The organism is Bacillus cereus group sp. BfR-BA-01430, assembly GCF_022663115.1.
Taxonomy (GTDB): Bacteria; Bacillota; Bacilli; order Bacillales; family Bacillaceae_G; genus Bacillus_A; species Bacillus_A cereus_BD.
Window position 1 is genome coordinate 81711 of record NZ_JAKUEW010000013.1, and the last position, 17338, is coordinate 99048.

Consider the following 17338-nt stretch of genomic DNA (forward strand, 5'->3'; position numbering starts at 1 on the left):
CCTATTTCTATTTTTCACTAGATGCGAAGGGGCGCATTTCATCCCGCTATTTTTAGGTAGTAACGACCCGATTGGTAAGGGCTCCTAATTAGTGACGGATGAAGAACCACGCCGCTGATTAAAGTTTCACTTTACCGGTTAGTCGATATCTCTTGTCGAAATGCGAATATATTTTGATCTTGTGCCCCTGCCATAATAAAAGTGGGTTTTTGACAACTTTCTAACTTAAGATGCTCCTAACGCATTAAAAATTTCTTTCATTTTTCCAATCGCTATATCTAGTCCAAACTTTGCAATGTTACGAGTCAATTCCGCAATTTTCATTCCAACATCTTCTACTATATTAAAACTTCTAAGTTTTTCTAACTGTTTTTGCTTTTCACTTGCAGAAAACGTCTCGCTCAAAATTTCTGTTTCTATATTTCCTTGTTTCGTTCCTGTCATATGAGCTATTTGTTCATATGTCGGCTGCCGATACCCTTTCATACTCTTCAATCCATAGTTTGCCATTCCAATTCCAGCAAGCATGATAAACAGACAGAAAATTACACAGCACACACATTGCAACAAAAATCGACTCAATGTGTATATGCTCCTGTATTATCTTGATCAATTTGATGATGAAGCGCTGCATTTAAACCACTTGCTATTACATTTGCCATATCTTCAATAAACGCATCTACTTCTTTTGGTGTTACCATTAAGTTATGTCCAAGCGGAGCCAATACTTCATAAATTAATTTTCGTTTTTCCTCTTCTTCTAACATACCTACAGCCCCTAAAAACATATTGCGGCTTTTTTCATCCGGCATATCTTCCTCTGTTAATTTCTTTTTCTCACCAAATGTAAATCCGGCTGGTAATAAAGAGCGAGCAGGCTTATCTCCTTCCTTCATTTCGCGTCCAAAATGTTTTAAAATAAAGTCAATCGTATCACTCGTAATAGAAACCGCATCTACAACGGTTGGAACACCAAGCGCGATTACAGGAATGCCAAGCGTTTCTTTACTAAGTTCTTTTCTTTTATTCCCTACTCCAGAACCTGGGTGAATCCCTGTATCTGAAATTTGTATCGTACTATTTACTCGTTCAATAGAACGTGCCGCCAAGGCATCAATTGCAATTACAAAATCTGGCTTTGTTTTTTCGATAATACCGTAAATCACATCGCTCGTTTCAATTCCAGTAATCCCCATGACACCCGGACGAATCGCACTAACAGGACGATATCCATCCTCCACACTTTCAGGTTGCAATTTAAAAAGATGGCGCGTTACAAGGACATTCTCTACAACAATCGGACCAAGTGCATCTGGTGTTACATTCCAATTTCCTAATCCAACGATTAAACAACTCGCTTCCTTCTCAACCCCGATCTCTTCCAAAAAATAAGCGAATTCTTTTGCGAAAATACGCTCTACTTTTCGTTGCAGTTCTGTATCTTGCTGACGAATTCCCTGCACTTCAAGTGTTAAATAATTCCCAGGCTTTTTACCCATTGCTTCCGAAGCACTCTCATCAATCGTCACTTTCGTAATCGTCATTCCTTCTTCTTCACGCTCTTTTATCATCACACCTTGAATACCGGTGTTTTCTTGTTGCTGTTCTTGCAACATTTGATGCGCTTCTACCGCAAGGTCAGTTCTAACAGCATATTTACTTAAATCCAATGGTTCTTTCATCGTATCTCCTCCATAATTTATAGTAAATATAGTTAGATTTCCCAAAGTTCTATGGAGCCATTCTTTCCTTTATATGAAATTTCATTGATATCGCTATTGCAATTCTCTCCACCGTTTGATAGAATATCACTTGTTCTATGTAAGTATCGAGTCACTCGATCGCACCAGGGAGGTGAAAAGTATGGCAAACATCAAATCTGCTATCAAACGCGCTAAACTTAGCGAAGAGCGTCGTGCACATAACGCTTCTATCAAATCTGACATGCGTACTGCTGTTAAAACTGTAGAAGCTTTAGTTTCTAATAACGATCTTGAAAATGCTAAAGAAGCTTTCAAAACTGCTTCTAAAAAACTTGACAAAGCAGCTCGTAAAGGTCTTATCCACCAAAACGCTGCAGCTCGTCAAAAATCTCGCTTAGCGAAAAAAGTAAACGCGTAAGACGTTTAAAAACGATCCATTTGGGTCGTTTTTTTATATACAAAAAAGTTCATGCTAATTGCCGCATGAACTTTTTCGGTCACATATGATTTAGTCTCATTAAGAAAAATTCTAGAACTAACTTCTTATCCATTTTCCCTGTCTTCATACTATAGTCCGCTTCCGCTAACTCGAAAATTACCTTTTTCAATTCTTCAAATGAGAAAAATTTCGTTTGATTCATCGCCAATTTTACTCGGTACGGATGAACACCAATATGCGAAGCAATTTGATTTTGCCCATATCCTCGCTGCTGTAGCTCTTTTACTTGATGTAATAAACGGAATTGACTCACTAGCAACGCTAATAATTTAATTGGTTCTTCCTGCTGCGTAAATAAGCCATCTAATATTTTCATTGCTCCTGCTATATCTTTTTTTACGACTTTTTCTGTTAAGGCAAAAACATTTTGCTCAACTGACTTCGGTACAAGCTCACTTACAAGTTTTGTTGTAATATCTCCGCCCATTCCAACATACAGTGTTAACTTATCCATTTCCTTCGCTAACATTGTTACATTGCTTCCTACGAGCTCCAAAAGCAAGCTTACAGCCGCCTCTTCAACATGCACATGAACTTCTTCAGCACGCTTTACAATCCATTTCCTAACATCTTGCACTTGCATAGCATTCGCTTCTACTACCTCAGCCGTTTTCTTTAATAACTTCGTAATTTTTTTTCGCTCATCTAACTTTTCATATGGAGCGATAAAAATCATGATCGAAAACGGGGATGGTTCAGCAATATATTCCTCAAGAATCTTTATATTTTGTTCCAATTTTTCTTTCTGTGATGTTAAAAATAACGGGGACTTTATTAATAATACTTTTCGCTCTCCAAAGAATGGAAGTGTCCTTGCATCTTCTACTACATCCTCTAAATACGCCTCTTCTAAATCATATGTAACAATATTAAAATCACGATCTTCTTCGGCAAGTGCCTCCACTGTAATTAAATCGATTGTTTCATTTATAAAATAGGCTTCCGTTCCATACAATAAATAAAACGGGGCAAACTGCTTCTTTTTAATTTTCTTATGTATATCACTCATACTTTTCCTACTCCCTAATTTGGCAATATACCTTTATACTACTGGTGGATGTCATGTTTTACAAGTCCAAAGGAACAGGTATCATTACCTGTTCCTTTATTTATATAAAACGCCACGCAATAAGCCCCGGGAATCTTATTGGTGTGCGGTAAACCACTTTACTTTTATTATTTACAGCAACTCTCCAAGTATAAGTACCAACTGTTAACATGCTTGGTAATGTAAATCTTTCTTATTTTTAAGATATTCACCTCCAAAAAAGGAGAATCCATGGCATACTCTTACTATCTATGCAGGGAAATTGTAGATTTTTTTCTGACAATATTTTATACTAAAGTGGAATGTTGGGGAGGGATGCTAAATGAATGAATTTGAGCAAAACGTTCAAAGTAAACGTAATGACGCTGTTGATTCAGGGGTAGGATTTATCGTCTCATTTGGTTTTTTCGCAACACTTTTTATTATTGCAACAATCATTAAATTTATAGGTTCCTAAAGACCGCTACTTGCGGTCTTTTTTCATCCTTTTCTGTGCTTCATCATATGTTAATTTGCTTTGAAATGTTCCATTCTTTCCTTGAAAAGTATATAAAATGGCTCCTTCTCTATCTGTCCGCCATACTTCCACTTGCATTTCCTCAAGGCGCTTTAATACTTGGTCATGCGGATGCCCGTATCGATTATGCTCCCCTACCGAAATAATCGCTTTCTTCGGCTGAATAAGATGCAAAAACGGAGCAGTAGAAGATGTCTTGCTCCCATGATGTCCAACTTTTAATATGTCCGCTCGCAAGTTTGGATACTGTTTTACTATACGCTCCTCACCCTTTTCTTCTAAATCTCCTGTAAACAACCATGTAAACTCCCCTATTTTTGTCCATAACACAATAGAAGAATCATTATCACTTGTTTCGGTTCCCTCTGGTGATAGTATTCTAAATTCTGCTTCATCGATCTTCCATCCGTCACCTTCTTTCACCTCATTGATTCGAATGTCTTTTTTCTGCGCAAGATGCTTCAATTCAGCTTCTAATACGGAATCTTTTCTCTTTTTTCCAAATATAACTTCTTTTACATCAAGAGCTGATACTACCTCTTTAGCCGCTCCCATATGATCAGCATCACCATGTGTTACAATCAACTTATCGATCGTGCGAATTCCTTGCTTTTGTAAAAAAGGAAGGAGCACATCATCCCCAATAGAAAATTCATGTTTCTTCTGTTGCCAATGTTCTTTTTTTATCGGAATTGTCCCTCCTGTATCGATAAGATACACTCCTTTCTCGTACGGAAGGCGAATCAATATCGCATCACCTTGTCCCACATCAATAAATGTCACACTACCACTTGCGCGAAAATATGGAGATAGATAATGACACATGCATAGAAAAAAGAAGCTGCCAAAGGCGAAATATAAAAATGCTTTCCTAATCGCTCTTTCCCACACGATACATATAATAATGATACTAAAGGAATAAAGTGCTACAAGAAATGGAGGAGTTTGTCCAAACGTAAGCCGTACGAAAGGAAAGGCTTCACCATACTGCAAAATATCATTAGAAATGCGTAAACATATAGACAGTAGATGTGCAATCCCTTTTGCCATCGGGGGGAAAAGCATCATGCATAAAAAAATAATGATGCTACACGGTAATACAATACAAGACAAGAATGGAACATAGATCAAATTGAGGGGAATACTATATGGAGAAAAATAACCGAAATGATGTAGCGTAATCGGGATACTGACAAGTTGTGAAATAAGAGAAAGGATGACCGCATTTGGAATTACTCCGCGGTTATACTGTAACAATGTATTTGCAGATAACAATAACGCCAAACTGCCAATAAACGAAAATTGAAATCCGATATCAAAAAGCATATATGGGTCATATATGAGCATGAATATAGCTGTTACACTAATCGCATCTATACTGAATAAACGAAAGGAATGCATCACCCCTATGAGCAATAAAGTACCCATAATAGAGGCTCGCATAACAGAAGGAGATGCCCCCGCAAAAAACATATACAACGGGATACAAATGATAAGAACAGTGGTTGTTCTTTCCCTTGTTACACCAATTCGAAGCAAAATAAAATATACAATTGCCGATAGTAATACAATGTGCGAACCCGAAATAGCAAGCAAATGAATCAAACCAAACTGTTGATATTGCTGTTCCACTTCATATGACATGAATTGGCGGTCTCCAAATAATAGCGCATTCATAAACGCACCTGATTGTTCAGGAAACATTTCTGCAACTGCCAAAGTTGCTTCTTGTCTCAATTGAAAAAGCCAATTCACAAATGTGACATGATTGTTGTTACAATCCATTATTTCGGTTGCTTCAAACAAAAAATGAATCCTTTGTTTGTGCAAGTAATGTTTATAATCAAATCCATGAAAATTCCGGGCGCTTGGCGGTTCCTTTAACGCTCCTCTAACAGTACATTCCATCCCCACACGTAACCCGCGCAGCATATTCTTTTCCTTCTCTGACTGCATTTTATAAAATAGCTGCACTTTATTTTTTGAGTGATCTTCTATTTGAAAAGAGAGGCGATCTCCATTCATAAGAGGGGTATTTTGAATCACACCCGTTATGAATTCCAAATCATAACGCATAGAAGGTTTATTTTCCTGTTCAATATAGGATGTATAAAGAAAACTACTAAGACACGCTACTATACAGAACATGAGGGTTTGACGCGAAGTACGATATATGCAGAATAAAAAATAACACCCAAATAAAATCGTAACCAATACTTGAGACGAGGAACAGGCAATTGCAATTCCTATTACAAAAGAAATTGCAATATAGCCCCACTGCCTACGCAACTCCTACTCACTCCTTATAGCATTTGTTTCGCTTTTGTGAATACTTGTTGTAGTTCGTCCATCGTTAAATCTTCTTTTTCTAACGAAGAAAACAGTTCTTTCAATTGCATATGACGCTCTTGTTGCTCTAATGATGCAATATCATATTCTAAAGGAACATGCTTTACAGTCACATTTGCTTGTTTAAATAACTCTATCGCATACGGATGATTTTTATAATCTTGCGCATAATACACGGCCGTAATACCACTTTGAATAATCGCTTTACAGCATTGTAAACAAGGAAAATGCGTGACATAAATTTCAGCACCCTCTGTTTTCACACCAAATTTCGCACATTGCAATAAAGCATTCATTTCTGCATGTATGGTACGCACACAATGATTATCAATGACATAGCACCCATCGTCTATACAATGAACACCACCCTTAATCGAACCGTTATAACCACCTGCAATAATTCGCTTATCGCGAACAATTGTCGCTCCTACTGCAAGCCTTGTACATGTGCTACGTAGCGATAACAAATGGCTTTGCGTCATAAAATATTGATCCCAAGAAATTCGTTCCATATCTTCACCCACCTTTTTGTCCATCTGTAGTGTAGCGAAAGAAGAAGAAGCTCGTCAATATTTTATTATATTTCCATAAAATTTTCAGTCGTATAAGCCTAGCTATGAAGATTAAAGGAGACTTCACATTGCTTTGATTTTTTATGGTACGACTTCCGTTTTGCTTTATGGGACTATAATTTGATCTTTCATCTTTTCAAGCGATTTCTCTCCGATTCCGTCTATTTCCAATAAATCTTCTATCTTTTGAAATGATCCACGCTCTTCACGATACTTGATAATTGCCTCCGCTTTCCTCGGACCGATTCCTGTTATATTTTCAAGCTGTTCTTTTGAAGCTTGATTGATTGCTATCTTTCCAGATTGTTGAACAGGTATCGTTGCTTCATGTAATTGCTCCCCTTTTTTAGGAATATATAAAAGCATTTGATCCTGCATCATTTGAGCTAAATTTACTCGTGTTACATCCGCTTCTGACAAAAACCCTCCTGCTTTTTCAATACCGTCTTTCACGCGAGAACCTTCTCTTAGCTCATACACCCCCTCTCTTTGCACAGCTCCTTTTATATCAACAATAATTTCTTTTTTCTGTTCTTTTGTTTCCAATTCTTTTGATTTATTTTTCCCTTCACTTTTCATAACTGTAGCCGATTGAAGTTGAACTGTCGATTTCTCTTCTTGATTGTTTGTCTGCCATAAAAAAAGAACAATCACACATCCAGCAGCTCCTAATAAAGCAAACCACTTCTTTTGTAAATTCCACATCATTTTATTCCTCCAATTCATAAATTCACAACATAGTTCATATTGTTTAGGAGAAAGATGTTACGAAGGAGGGATGAAACATTGAACATCGGAATCATAGGGACAGGAAACATGGGAAATATACTCATTGATGCTTTTTTAGAAACACGCGCTGTCAAACCTTCGTGCCTCACTATTATTAATCGTACGCCTGCCAAAGCATATCATATAAAAGAGAAGTATCCTTCTATTTATATAGCAAAAACAGTGCAAGAAGTAATAGAACGTTCAGAACTTGTTTTTATTTGCGTCAAGCCTTTAGATATTTATCCTATTTTAAAACAACATACCGCTTACTTGACCGATGAAAAATGTTTAATTTCTATCACTAGTCCTATATCAGCCAGCCAATTAGAAAAAGTGGTTTCTTGTCACGTTGCACGCATTATTCCAAGCATTACAAACCGAGCATTCTCTGGCGCTTCACTATTCACATTCGGAAAAAACTGTTCTGAGAAATGGAAACAACAATTACTGAAATTATTTAAAAATATTTCTACACCTATGGTCATTGAAGAAGATATTACGCGCGTTTCATCTGATATTGCAAGTTGCGGACCAGCGTTCTTCAGTTATTTATTACAGTGCTTTATTGACGCAGCGGTAGATCAAACAAAGATTACTCATGAAGAAGCTACTACTTTAGCAAGTGAAATGATTATTGGGATGGGGAAATTGCTTGAAAAAGAAATTTTCACATTACCGACATTACAAGAAAAAGTATGTGTAAAAGGTGGGGTCACCGGAGAAGGAATCCAAATTTTAGAAGGACACGTCGGAGATATGTTCCACAAGTTATTCGAACGAACACATAAAAAATATGCAGAAGATTTAGCAGGTGTAGAAGAACAATTTAACAGGCACACGTAAAGAATACGCCATCTATATACAAAATCCTTTATTCTCTCTTATTTTTGCAAAATAAAATAAAACGAAAAGCAACCAATAAATAGGTTGCTTTTCGTTTTATCCATTCTTTTTCACCATAAAAAAGATGCGTTCTGTCTGTTCTGTTACTTCCATGCGTTCAAAATCACCCGTAACACGGATTACAGAAAAACCGGCTTCTTCAAGCCATTTCGTAATCAGTTCAACCGGATACGCACGCTGCATATGATATTCATCAAATCGGTGATATACACCTTCTTCTGAATCTTGGACAAAGAATGATAATTCATGTTCCACGCTATCTGGTACTTCTCCAGGAAAACAGTTCCAAATAAGGGCTATCTCTTCTCCATTTACTGTATACGTTTCATTTTGAAAGATGTGATGAATTTTATATAAAGAATGCACATCAAATAAAAATAAACCATCTTTCCGTAAATGATGAAATACTCTCTTAAATGTTTCTTGTATCCCTTCTTCTTGCAATACATAATTTAATGAATCACAAAAGATTGTTACACAATCGAATTCTCCAGGAACATCTAATTCTCTCATATCCTGTTGATAAAATGGGATGAAGTGCCCTTCTGCTCCTAATTTTTGCTGGGCAACTGCTAACATTTCTTCCGAAAGGTCTACACCAGTCATATCGTAACCTTTTTGTACAAGCGGGAGCGTTACATTCCCAGTACCACAAGCTACATCAAGGATTTTCGCTTCTTTCATCCCCGCCTGCTGCAAACTCTCCTCTGTAAACTCTACCCACTTGTCATATGGGACATCATTCATAAGTTCATCGTACAGTAATGCAAATTGCTCATATCTCATTGGCTTAACTCTTCTGTAATATCTTCGCGCGGCACGTCGCCCCATAGGCGCTCTAAATTATAATGATCGCGCTCATCTTTATGGAATACATGAGCTACAACATCACCAAGATCTACAAGAACCCAGCGTGCCTCATCAAATCCTTCCATACGCTTTACATCAATTTGGAATTCATGTGCCTTTGCTTTAATTTCACGCGCGATTGCTTGTACTTGCTTATCAGAATTCCCGTGACAAATGATAAAGTAATCAGCAATTGGTGAAATCCCTTGCATATTTAATACTACGATGTCCTCTGCTCGTTTATCATCAGCTGCCTTTGCTGCTACCATTAATAATTCTTTATTATTCATCCAGTAATTTCCTCCTTTACAACTGCATTATACGTTTGAAATGTTAACGGATAAATCGTTTGGTTCTTTTCCATTAAAAATTGAATCGTACGCTTTAATGCAAATAATAATGCTTTATTTATATCCTCCTGCGCTAACTTCCGCGCCTCATCTACGCCCGGAAACTTGCGTCCAGGTTCAATATAGTCCGCTACATAAATAACCTTATCAAGCATTGTCATCTTCTCATGACCACTCGTATGATATGTAATAGCTTGCAAAATTTCCGGATCTGTAATGCCTACTTCTTTTTCTACTAAGTATGCCCCAACCGGTGCATGCCATAACTCTTTATTATATTGAAGCAAATCTTTTGGCAAATCCGTCCGCTTAATAATCTCTTCCATTTCTTGAATTGGTTTACACTTCGCATAATCATGAAAAATAGCAGCCATCTCTGCTTTTTTCTCATCCACACCATATCGCTGAGCCAATTCAATCGCTGTTTCCATTACACCAATCGTATGTATATAGCGTTTCTCGTGCATTTGTTTTTTTACAATTTCAAGAGCTTTTTCACGATTCATACAACCCATTCCTCTCAATATATGACTGTACTTGTTCTGGAAGCAAATATTTACACGTCTTCTTATTCTTATATCTTTCTCGCAGTAAAGATGAAGAAACAGCAAATTCCGGAATTTCTATCGTCATAATTTTATAAGGTGTCTGTAAAGTATAGCCAGGCCTTGCAACGCCAACAAACGTTACAAGTTCAAGTAGTTTTTCGATGTTATACCACTTTGGCAAATATTCCACCATATCACCGCCAATAATAAAATAAAACGTTGTGTCCGGATGCTTCTTCGTTAATTGTAACATAGTGTCATATGTATAAGATGGGCCTTCTCTCTCAAGCTCCTCTAAACAAAGTGAAAAATGGCCTTCATTCTCTATTGCTAACTCCAACATCCTTCGTCGATTTTCTACACTTGTAACATTTCGATTCCGCTTATGAGGCGGTATTTGATTAGGTAAAAACCAAACTTCATCCAGTTTTAATGCATGATACACTTCATTCGCAATTAACAAATGTCCATAATGCGGCGGGTCAAAGGTACCACCAATAATTCCGATCTTTTTCAAAGGAAATGCCTCCTTTATTTTATCCCGCTATTTTGGGGCAACCCGATTCATGAGGGCCTTTAATCAGCGAGGAATCAAACCTCTACTGATTAAAGTTTCAATTTCTCCCTCAAAAAACATGAAAAGAGCTTATCTTTTGGAAAAGCTTACTTATGTTCATTTCATCTACAATAAGCATTTTTTCGGAAAAAACCTATATAAATCCTCGACGATTACGGGAGTTGAATTTGCTTATTTTCTCTTGATTCTTTATATAAAACGATTGTACTTCCAATCACCTGAACAATTTCTGCTCCCGCACCTTGTGCTAGTTCTTCTGCAACTTCACGGCGGTCAAACTCACAGTTTTGTAATACACTCACTTTAAATAATTCACGAGCCTCTAATGCATCTGCAATTTGTTTAATCATATTTTCATTTACGCCACCTTTTCCTACTTGAAAAATCGGTGTTAAATGATGCGCCTTTGCACGTAAAAATCTTTTTTGTTTTCCTGTTAACATATCATTATCCTCCAAGCTTTCTTATTACTAATTGTTTCATTCTATTAATGTCTGGCATCATTCCAGTCCACATCTCAAAGGCAAGTGCTCCTTGATAAACAAACATATCAATACCGTTTTGAACAATCGCTCCGCTCGATTTCGCATCATGTAAGAGCTTCGTTTCAAAAGGATTATAAATAATATCAGAAACAATTGCCCCTTGTTTTAAAGAGCCAATTTGCATTGGCGTCTGTTGTACATGTGGATGCATACCTATCGTTGTTGTTTGAATGATCACATCATAATTCTCTTGTGCTTCCGTCGCTTGCTCTAGTGAAAGTGCATTTGAAACAACCCGTTCTTTGCTACTTGCAATCAACTGCTTTGCTTTTTCTACCGTCCGGTTGGCAATATCGATTTCTTTTACGCCTGCAGCTACTAGCGAACAATAAATGGCTCGACATGCACCACCTGCACCGAGTATTAACATGCGTTTGTGACGTAAGGATTCTTTACTAATAGACTGCAAAGAACGAACATATCCAATTCCATCTGTATTATAACCAACAAGCTTGCCGTTTCGATGAACAACGGTATTTACTGCACCGATTTGCTTTGCTAACGGATCAATTTCATCTAAATATTTCATAATAGAAACTTTATGTGGAGTCGTCACATTGATCCCTGAAACTCCTAACGCCTTTAACCCTTTCACAGCTTCCCCTAGCATCTCTTCTTCTACAAGAAACGCATGATAATGAGCATCTATTCCTAAATGTTCAAACGCATCATTATGCATAAGCGGTGATAAGGAATGTCCAATTGGATTTCCGATTACACCATATAATTGTTTCATAAATCCCTCTCCATTTAAATTAAAGATTTACGTAATGAAACACTAACTCCTTTTGGTACATGAGCAACAATTTTTGCTCCTGGTTCATTTACAGTAACCCATCCTAATCCAGAAAATACAACATCTGTTTTTGGCTCACGAATATTAAATTCATATTTCACAAATTCAGGCATGCTTTCTAATTCCTCTGGAGTTGGTGGATTTAATAATTCCCCAGCATGTTTTTCATGTAATTGATCTGCTTTTTCTAGCTTTGTACGATGAATTGTTAAACGGTTTGAGAAATGGCAAGTAAATGAACGACGACCACCGCTCACATAATCAAAGCGTGCCAATCCACTAAAGAATAATGTTTGTTCTTCATTTAATTGGAATACCATTGGCTTAATCTCTTTTGTTGGTGTAATTATTTTTAAACTTTGCTTCCCAACATAATGAGCCATTTGATGATGATTAATAATTCCTGGTGTATCATATAAAGAAGACGTATCATCTAATGGGATATCAATTAAATCTAACGTTGTTCCTGGAAAATGAGATGTTGTAATCACATTTTCAGTTTCTTCACTAAATTCTTTAATCATGCGATTAATAAATGTTGATTTCCCAACATTTGTACATCCTACCACATATACATCTTTACCGTTGCGATACTTTTCAATTGCCTCTGCAAGTTCTTGAATACCTTGTCCTTTCGCTGCACTAATTAAAAAGATATCTTCTGCTTTTAAACCAAGCTGCTTTGCGCTATAGCGCATCCAATGTTTCATCTTATCATGTTTTACAGATTTCGGAATTAAATCTGCCTTATTTCCTACAAGTAACACTTTATTGTTCCCAACAAAACGATGTAACCCTGGTAACCAACTTCCATTAAAATCAAAAATATCAACAATTTTAACAACTAATGCCTCTGACTGGCCAATTCCATTTAAAATACGTAAAAAGTCATCATCCGTTAGCGACACGTCCTGGATTTCATTATAATTCTTTAAACGGAAACAACGTTGACAAATGACTTGCTCTTTTTGCAAAGATGAAGCTGGTGCATATCCAACTTCATTTTTGCTTTCCGTTTGAATCTCTACACCACAACCAATACATTTAATTGTTTCAATCAAACTTTATTCCTCCCAATTAATTAAACCTTTTTTCTTCATTTTTTTCATAATTCTTCGCTCAATTTTTCGATTGAAGCGCGTTACTAATCCATCCGTTTGTGCAACTGGTACAACTAAAATCGTATGTAGCCCAACTCGATTGCCACCTAATACATCTGTTAAAATCTGATCTCCAATGACTACGACTTCCTCTGGCTTCAAATTCATTCGTTCTATTGCACGTTTAAATGCACGAACAAACGGCTTACGTGCACTATGAATAAATGGAATTCCAAGTGGTTCTGCAAAATCCTTTACTCGTTTTTCGTTATTATTTGACACAACCGTCACTTGAATGTTTTGTTCCTTCATGTTCAAAAACCATTGTTCAAGCTGTGGCGTGGCATTCGGACGATCCCATTCAATTAACGTATTATCTAAATCTGTAATAACGCCTTTAATTCCACGTTTTTTTAGCTCTTCTGGTTGAACATGATATACGTTTTTCACGTATTCATTTGGTAAAAATAGTTTCAATTTCTTTCACCTCTTTGAGGATTTTTCATAAAATTTTTCGACAACATTTTTCGATAGACAGCATGTGGATAAACTTGTACACATTTTCCACATTAATATTTCAATCAATTTAGAAATTATTAACATTTCATACACAATTTATCCACGACACTTTGTGGATAACCATACGTTTGTGACCGTCATATTTTTTTGATACATTAGATGCAACAAAGAACCTATCCTTAATTACTAGGAGGTGACTCATCTTGAATACAAATCATATAGAACAGTTATCTACCGAATTACTCACTGAGTCTTATTATAAAGCAAAAGAACTAAAATTAAATCCTGACTTTATTTTACTTATAAAACAAGAAATCATTAGACGTTCATTAGAGGACAAGCTTGTCAAATCTTCTTAAGTACATATAAAATAATGTCTTATTTGTAAAAAGAGCCATCGGTAAGATGGCTCTTAACTAAAATGAACTTTCCAACTTTCAGGAACTTTCATTAGACACATTGACACATCTCACTTCTTTGAGTCCATACAAGCTTATTATAGACTTCTACTGTTCACTACTATGAGGTTAATCGAGTTGCAATCTTTTCGCCTACACGGAGTTCTTGACCGCTTGTTAACGTTGAAACAGCTTCGATCATTCCTTGTTCAAACAGCAGAACAACTGTCGAACCAAATGTAAAGTATGCCATCTCTTCACCTTTTTGAACAGTGTTTCGTTTATGAAGAAGTTCAATACTGTTTACAAACATAGCTCCTACTTTTACTAGCGCCATATGCTTTCCTTCACTATCTACTTCTGTAACAGAACGATAATTCTTTGACAAAGGTTCTTTCCCATATTTCATGCCTGCTGCATTTACAGGATATGATTTTTTCCCTAGCTCAAACCGCTCTGTCACAATACCGGAAAGTGGACTATGAATGCGATGATAATGACTTGGACTTAAATAAATCACCATATATGTACCGCCGGCATAACGACTTGCTCTTTCTTCATTGCCAAGCATATCTACAATCGAATAGCGCTTACCTTTAATATCAAATGTTTTCGATTCTTCGATAGATCCAAAATCCGCAAAAATTCCATCAACAGGGCTAACAACAGTTGCTGCCTCTGTATTAATCATTCGCTTTCCTTCTTTTAATTTACGTGTAAACAACTCATGTAACGTTCGATATTCTTTTAAATCTTTTTCCATCTCATCTTGATTAATTTGAAACACTTTTGCATAAGATGGAATAATAATAGAACTGAAACGAGACTGTGCAAATTTACGTAATATATAAGAAGTAAAACGCCCATTTGTAAGTTCGATCATCAGTCGATATAATGTACGTCGCAAACTGCGAAACCTCCTAATCACTCTTAAAGTAACAATTACATATAGCTTTCCCTTCTTTTCTTGCGATATCATGCCGTTTATCTAAATAAACACCTTTACGTTATTACAGACAGTCTACATATTATACAAGAAAAATATGACTTCTTTCATAAAGTGAAACTGTAAGCAGCAAGATTTTCCCTCTCCCGCTGATTATGAATCTTTACCAATCAAGCGATTACAGACAACCAGACTCCTATCTATCATCTTTATTTTTCTTTCAATCTAAAATAAAAGTCTTACTGCCTGTTACTGCTGGATAAATTCGTTAGCACCTTCTAATATTACAGATAGAATCCATCATTTTCAACAGTGAACATATATTTCTTCTTTTCGTTTCGCTTTTTATCACCTTCATCAAAAGAAAAACGACTGCATTGACACGGCAGTCGTTCCTTTTTCTTATTCCTTTGCTTTCATCTCTTTCTCCGCCCTCACAAATTCATGAAACATTTTCATCAGTGCTCGCTTCTCAATTCTTGATACATAGCTCCTTGAAATCCCAAGTGCCTTTGCGATTTCCCGCTGCGTTTTCTCCTTATCCAGTCCGAGTCCAAAACGCTTTACAATGACTTCTTTCTCCCTCTCATCTAAAATATCAATATACTCTTTAATTTTTTCTAACTCCATACTAAGTTGAATCATATCGATCACATCTTCTGATTCAGATTTCAAAATATCGATAAGTGAGATTTCATTCCCCACTACACTTTATCCTGTTTTATTTTTTATTATCTTCTATAATATATGATACCTTGCTATCTACAATCTTTAAAGTTGTGATAGATCTTTTTTAAATATATTCCTTTTTAAAATAGAACGTACGTTTGATTTAATGTTTTTCTTTTGGTATTATATAGTTAAATATTTCCTATATAAGAGTGAGGTTAACATATATGATTCTAACTAGAAGACAATCTCAAATTTTAACATTTATACGCGATAAAGTAATTGAAAATGGATATCCACCATCTATACGAGAAATTGGAGAAGGTATAGGAATTGCATCATCCTCTACAATACATGGTCATTTGCTGAAACTAGAAGAGAAAGGATACATTCAGCGCGATCATTCAAAACCTAGGGCTATTAAAATTTTAATAAATGAATTTTAAACAAGGAGGGAATGTTATGATATTTAGTCAAACAAAACATGAAAAAGATCAGTTAATCCGAGATATTTTTGGCAAACAAAAAGAAATTGCATCTTTATTATTAAAACATGATGACCAGAAGAAAATTTCTCATAAAAACTTCTTCATAAATAATGCTGCCATCACAAATATATCATTAGAGGATTTAAAGGAAAGACATAAGCAAATAACCATTTTACTAGAAAAAAACAAAAAGAGCCGACTCATAAGAGCCGGCTACTTTCATTATTCGTATTGATACCACCAATTTTTCACATCTAACCACGCTGTGAATTTATCTAATTCGGAACCGATACGTCTTTCAGTGCGAATGCTAAAAATCCCGTCATTTTTACCAGAAATAACGATTGAAGCACCGTACCCAAGTTTGTTAAGGAATTCTGCTACCTCTTGTAAATGATTAAAACCAATTCCGCCTGTTGCAACTAATTTATTATCCGCCACGATAAATCCTCCTTCTTGTTTTTCAACAGTTTGATTTGTAAACCAAGCCAGCGGTTTATTTCCGATTAATTTATTTAAATCACATTTACCAATACCAGGCACGTGCCCTGTCTCTGTGTATTGCCAAATATCGCACTCATATGCAGGTTTGTTTCCGCCATAACGAGGGATCCAAAGGAAATCTGCTTTCACTCCGCTTAAACCGTAGTTATTGTACATGTGATGTGATACATATAGTCCTACTTTCCATCCTTTTGACTTGCAACGATCAATAAATGCTTGAGAAGCTTTTGCTAAATTTGTTGCTCCACAGCTCTTCAATGTATCATCTTCTACATCGAGAACAAGGAATTTTGCATTTGGACTCACACGTTTCATGAAGTCATCTGCTTCCACGATGGCATCATTTACACTTATATAACACCCGTAAGCATATGCTGCATGTGGTATACCCTGTCTTTCTAAATTATCTACATAACTTTTGTAACGCTCATCTATTTTTTTGGAACCGTATTGAACCCGACAAATTGCTAAATCAAGTTGCGGTGCCGCTACGTCCCAATTAATATTGCCATTCCATTTTGAAATATCTACAATATGTCCCATTATTCAACATCTCCTCTATTATCATATTCAGAACTTGTCTTATTGCTCTTATTACTTAAAATTTCAACTGCATTTGTTAATGCTTGTGGAAGGGGAATCCCCATTCGTCCAGCATTTTCTAAAAGTGATAATAGCTCATTTCCA

General features: G+C 36.2%; 23 protein-coding genes and 1 pseudogene. 6 read left to right on the forward strand and 18 right to left on the reverse strand.

Annotation, left to right across the window (positions count from 1 at the left end; all coding sequences use genetic code 11):
* Window positions 1-225: 225 nt before the first annotated feature.
* Together MR058_RS18490 and gpr are read right to left on the reverse strand one after the other, a co-directional pair.
* On the reverse strand, window positions 226-582 hold the full coding sequence (locus MR058_RS18490) for a DUF3679 domain-containing protein (protein ID WP_277926617.1): 357 nt from the start codon (window positions 580-582) through the stop codon (window positions 226-228).
* Window positions 579-1682 (reverse strand): GPR endopeptidase, encoded by a 1104-nt coding sequence (gene gpr / locus MR058_RS18495; RefSeq protein ID WP_242145348.1) that lies wholly within the window; start codon window positions 1680-1682, stop codon window positions 579-581. Before gpr ends, MR058_RS18490 begins: the two co-directional genes overlap by 4 nt.
* A 181-nt stretch (window positions 1683-1863) precedes the next feature.
* On the opposite strand from gpr, the gene rpsT reads away from it, so the two are divergent.
* The gene (rpsT, locus tag MR058_RS18500) at window positions 1864-2121 is read left to right on the forward strand and encodes a 30S ribosomal protein S20 (RefSeq protein WP_012095513.1); all 258 of its coding nucleotides are present in this window, start codon (window positions 1864-1866) and stop codon (window positions 2119-2121) included.
* A 79-nt stretch (window positions 2122-2200) separates the two neighbouring features.
* Here the strand turns inward: rpsT and holA are convergent, their stop codons facing one another.
* Complete coding sequence (holA, locus tag MR058_RS18505) at window positions 2201-3211, reverse strand: DNA polymerase III subunit delta (protein ID WP_242145349.1); 1011 nt, start codon at window positions 3209-3211, stop codon at window positions 2201-2203.
* A gap of 361 nt (window positions 3212-3572) precedes the next feature.
* Here holA and MR058_RS18510 point away from each other — a divergent pair, with 361 nt between their 5' ends.
* Window positions 3573-3707 (forward strand): YqzM family protein, encoded by a 135-nt coding sequence (locus tag MR058_RS18510; RefSeq protein ID WP_041810028.1) that lies wholly within the window; start codon window positions 3573-3575, stop codon window positions 3705-3707.
* Window positions 3708-3713: 6 nt separating this feature from the next.
* Here MR058_RS18510 and MR058_RS18515 read toward each other — a convergent pair whose 3' ends face one another.
* From MR058_RS18515 to MR058_RS18525, 3 genes are all read right to left on the reverse strand, one after another.
* Window positions 3714-6056 (reverse strand): DNA internalization-related competence protein ComEC/Rec2, encoded by a 2343-nt coding sequence (locus tag MR058_RS18515; RefSeq protein WP_242145350.1) that lies wholly within the window; start codon window positions 6054-6056, stop codon window positions 3714-3716.
* A gap of 14 nt (window positions 6057-6070) precedes the next feature.
* Window positions 6071-6628, reverse strand: coding sequence for a ComE operon protein 2 (locus tag MR058_RS18520; protein WP_242145351.1), 558 nt, complete (start codon window positions 6626-6628; stop codon window positions 6071-6073).
* A 165-nt stretch (window positions 6629-6793) separates the two neighbouring features.
* Entirely contained in the window at window positions 6794-7396 is a 603-nt protein-coding gene (locus tag MR058_RS18525) for a helix-hairpin-helix domain-containing protein (RefSeq protein WP_277926616.1), read from the reverse strand.
* 78 nt (window positions 7397-7474) lie between these two features.
* On the opposite strand from MR058_RS18525, the gene comER reads away from it, so the two are divergent.
* The gene (comER, locus tag MR058_RS18530; protein ID WP_242145353.1) at window positions 7475-8302 is read left to right on the forward strand and encodes a late competence protein ComER; all 828 of its coding nucleotides are present in this window, start codon (window positions 7475-7477) and stop codon (window positions 8300-8302) included.
* Between the two features lie 96 nt (window positions 8303-8398).
* Here the strand turns inward: comER and MR058_RS18535 are convergent, their stop codons facing one another.
* The 8 genes from MR058_RS18535 to MR058_RS18570 all read right to left on the reverse strand — a co-directional run bounded on the left by MR058_RS18535 (window position 8399) and on the right by MR058_RS18570 (window position 13604).
* Window positions 8399-9148 (reverse strand): class I SAM-dependent DNA methyltransferase, encoded by a 750-nt coding sequence (locus MR058_RS18535; protein WP_242145354.1) that lies wholly within the window; start codon window positions 9146-9148, stop codon window positions 8399-8401.
* On the reverse strand, window positions 9145-9501 hold the full coding sequence (gene rsfS, locus MR058_RS18540; RefSeq protein WP_242145355.1) for a ribosome silencing factor: 357 nt from the start codon (window positions 9499-9501) through the stop codon (window positions 9145-9147). The genes MR058_RS18535 and rsfS overlap by 4 nt, the downstream gene beginning before the upstream one ends.
* Complete coding sequence (yqeK, locus tag MR058_RS18545) at window positions 9498-10067, reverse strand: bis(5'-nucleosyl)-tetraphosphatase (symmetrical) YqeK (RefSeq protein ID WP_242145356.1); 570 nt, start codon at window positions 10065-10067, stop codon at window positions 9498-9500. The genes rsfS and yqeK overlap by 4 nt, the downstream gene beginning before the upstream one ends.
* The gene (locus tag MR058_RS18550) at window positions 10057-10626 is read right to left on the reverse strand and encodes a nicotinate-nucleotide adenylyltransferase (RefSeq protein ID WP_242145357.1); all 570 of its coding nucleotides are present in this window, start codon (window positions 10624-10626) and stop codon (window positions 10057-10059) included. Before MR058_RS18550 ends, yqeK begins: the two co-directional genes overlap by 11 nt.
* A gap of 212 nt (window positions 10627-10838) precedes the next feature.
* Window positions 10839-11129, reverse strand: a complete 291-nt coding sequence (gene yhbY / locus MR058_RS18555; RefSeq protein WP_012095523.1) for a ribosome assembly RNA-binding protein YhbY — start codon at window positions 11127-11129, stop codon at window positions 10839-10841.
* A gap of 4 nt (window positions 11130-11133) precedes the next feature.
* Complete coding sequence (gene aroE / locus MR058_RS18560; RefSeq protein WP_242145358.1) at window positions 11134-11967, reverse strand: shikimate dehydrogenase; 834 nt, start codon at window positions 11965-11967, stop codon at window positions 11134-11136.
* A gap of 14 nt (window positions 11968-11981) precedes the next feature.
* A complete protein-coding gene (gene yqeH / locus MR058_RS18565; protein ID WP_242145359.1) occupies window positions 11982-13088 on the reverse strand; it encodes a ribosome biogenesis GTPase YqeH in 1107 nt (368 codons plus the stop codon).
* A 3-nt stretch (window positions 13089-13091) separates the two neighbouring features.
* Window positions 13092-13604 (reverse strand): YqeG family HAD IIIA-type phosphatase, encoded by a 513-nt coding sequence (locus MR058_RS18570; protein ID WP_242145360.1) that lies wholly within the window; start codon window positions 13602-13604, stop codon window positions 13092-13094.
* A gap of 245 nt (window positions 13605-13849) precedes the next feature.
* Here MR058_RS18570 and sda point away from each other — a divergent pair, with 245 nt between their 5' ends.
* Entirely contained in the window at window positions 13850-14005 is a 156-nt protein-coding gene (sda, locus tag MR058_RS18575; protein ID WP_012095527.1) for a sporulation histidine kinase inhibitor Sda, read from the forward strand.
* A gap of 160 nt (window positions 14006-14165) precedes the next feature.
* On the opposite strand, the gene MR058_RS18580 is transcribed toward sda, so the two are convergent.
* Together MR058_RS18580 and MR058_RS18585 are read right to left on the reverse strand one after the other, a co-directional pair.
* Window positions 14166-14951 (reverse strand): phosphatidylserine decarboxylase, encoded by a 786-nt coding sequence (locus tag MR058_RS18580; RefSeq protein WP_242145361.1) that lies wholly within the window; start codon window positions 14949-14951, stop codon window positions 14166-14168.
* A 441-nt stretch (window positions 14952-15392) separates the two neighbouring features.
* Window positions 15393-15692, reverse strand: a pseudogene (locus MR058_RS18585) (sigma-70 family RNA polymerase sigma factor); the annotation flags it as partial.
* 194 nt (window positions 15693-15886) lie between these two features.
* Between MR058_RS18585 and MR058_RS18590 the strand changes: the two are divergent.
* Entirely contained in the window at window positions 15887-16105 is a 219-nt protein-coding gene (locus MR058_RS18590; protein ID WP_210351779.1) for a LexA family protein, read from the forward strand.
* Window positions 16106-16121: 16 nt separating this feature from the next.
* The gene (locus MR058_RS18595; protein ID WP_210351780.1) at window positions 16122-16382 is read left to right on the forward strand and encodes a hypothetical protein; all 261 of its coding nucleotides are present in this window, start codon (window positions 16122-16124) and stop codon (window positions 16380-16382) included.
* Here the strand turns inward: MR058_RS18595 and MR058_RS18600 are convergent.
* Both MR058_RS18600 and MR058_RS18605 read right to left on the reverse strand, forming a co-directional pair.
* Complete coding sequence (locus MR058_RS18600) at window positions 16370-17194, reverse strand: GH25 family lysozyme (RefSeq protein ID WP_210351781.1); 825 nt, start codon at window positions 17192-17194, stop codon at window positions 16370-16372. The two genes, MR058_RS18595 and MR058_RS18600, sit on opposite strands and share 13 nt — an antisense overlap.
* On the reverse strand, window positions 17194-17338 hold a 145-nt coding region (locus MR058_RS18605), incomplete at its 5' end, for a phage holin family protein (protein WP_242145363.1). The genes MR058_RS18605 and MR058_RS18600, both read right to left, overlap by 1 nt.